Here is a 2,251-nt window from a genome sequence, read left to right on the forward strand (position 1 = left end):
CCCAATGGGACCCCTGTCAGGATATACGGGACTTTCTGGAACGGCTTTTTTCGCCTGATGATTACGTGGGATACGTCATGAAGTCCATGGAACAGAAAGACCGCTGCGTGCCGGCAGGACGGGGCGTATATGGCCGGAAACAGCGCCACATCATCAAAGCCCTCGAAGCCAGCCACGATGTGGGCTATGCCCTGGGGGACTACGACTACCGCGGCGGGGCCTGGGTGCGCATCAACCCGCTGGATGGAAAAGGAGTGCGCAACAGCAACGTGCGGGAATTTACCTATGTACTGGCCGAAGCAGATGACCAGACTTTACAGCAGCAGCTCGATCGGATATGCAGCCTGAAGTTGCCCGTGGCTGCGCTCGTTTACAGTGGAGGAAAAAGTCTGCACGCCGTTGTACATATCGATGCCGGTACGGATTATGACCTGTACCGCCAGCGCGTCGATTTCCTGTACAAGACCTGTCATGAACACGGCTATCACGTCGATGTGTCCAACCGCAACCCCGCGCGGCTCATGCGCCTGCCCGGTATCCGCCGCGGCGAAAGCTGGCAGTACCTCATACCCTATGACAGTCCCTTTCAGTCCTACACGGAATGGCTGGCTGCGCTGGACGATGAAAAAGAGGGGGAAACGCCCATTGAAAACCTGTCCTGCCTGCGCCGCAACCCGCCGCCTCTCGATCCGGTACTCATCGACGGCCTTTTGCGGCAGGGCCATAAAATGATGCTTGCCGGGCCCAGCAAGGCGGGGAAATCCTTTGCCCTCATCGAACTGTGCATCGCCATAGCCGAAGGGACCTCCTGGCTGGGACAATTCCCCTGCCACCGGGGCAATGTTTTATATATCAATCTGGAATTAAATAGAGCATCCTGTATTGACCGCTTCTGCCGGATCTACAATGCCCTCGGCCTTGCCGGGGACCATGACGACGCCATCGACCTGTGGAACTGCCGCGGTCATGCCCGCCCCATGGAACAACTGGTCCGCGATATCGTCCGCCGGACAGCCGGGAAAGACTACATGGCCATCGTCCTCGACCCTATATACAAAATCACCAATGGCGACGAAAACAGTGCCTTTGACATGGGGCAGTTCTGCAACCAGCTGGACAAACTGGCGGCAGTGAAACAGTGCGCTGTCATCTATTGCCATCACTACAGCAAAGGCAGCCAGACCGTCAAAAAAGCACAGGACCGGGCATCGGGCTCAGGCGTCTTTTCCCGTGACGCCGACGCCATCCTCGACATGCTCGACGTCAAAAGCCCCATCGGAGCCCCTCCGGCCTTTAGAATCGAAGCTATCCTGCGCGAATTTGCCCCGCCGCTGCCCTTTTACATCACCTTCGACTATCCCATCCACCACATCGACTACACAGGCCTCATCGCCTCGTATAACGAAGACCTGGACAACCTGGGCCGGGGACGGGAAGACATGCTGGCTGGAAAGAAACAAAAATGCCTCAGCAACCAGCAGCTCATGCGGGAAGTATTTGATGAAATTATGAAAGAAAAGGAAGAAGTCTATATAGGTGACCTGATGAAAAAAATGGGCATGAGCCGCAGTTCCATTAAACGGTACATAGACGAAAGCACGGATTTAGAAAGGAATAAAAAAGGGAATGTGTATATAAGAAAAAGATAAATCGAAACGTAATAAGCACCTGCCCAAAACACCTGTCCACATTGGCATATATATAGATATGGACAGTATCACCCTACAGATTGGCAGCCAGTCCCGACCGGGAAGAGCGGGGAGCTGGAGACTCCCCCGCTCAAACCCGGTCACGGGAACTGGCCCGCGCGGGAAGGGCCGTAGTTAGCGGCTGGTGGTTAGTGGGAAGAGATAGTTTGATGTTTGATGTTTGATGAAGCCGGTTCGACGGACCGACTATTTTTATACAAAAATCAGCATACAGGCCACACGACAGGAGACGCTTTCTATCCTGAATCGCACGAGATGGTACCAGATGCAAGGCGGAAGAAGGAGGCGTAGTGGAGCTACGAAGGGCCGTTGGTCGTTCATCGAAGCCGGTTTGACGGACCGACTATTTTTACACAAAAATCAGCAAGATAGTGCCGCGACGGCCGGCGTTTTACGTCAGGCATCGCCGACGGGGCCGTCAGATGCAAGGAGGATGGAAGGAGTCATAGCAGGGCTACGAAGGGCAGTAGGTCGTTGGCCGTAGTTCGTTTATCGAAGCCGGTTCGTCGAACCTCATGTTTTAATACAAAAATCAGCATTAG

Annotated in this window: 1 protein-coding gene; it reads left to right on the plus strand. The window is 54.4% G+C overall.

Features of this window, described 5'->3' with window-relative positions; genetic code table 11:
• The coding region (locus DBO31_RS07090; RefSeq protein WP_150824795.1) for an AAA family ATPase at window positions 1-1,649 on the plus strand (1,649 nt) is incomplete at its 5' end.
• Window positions 1,650-2,251 lie beyond the last annotated feature (602 nt).

Origin of the sequence: Megasphaera sp. DJF_B143 (assembly GCF_900320625.1) — a bacterium.
GTDB lineage: Bacteria > Bacillota > Negativicutes > Veillonellales > Megasphaeraceae > Megasphaera > Megasphaera hexanoica.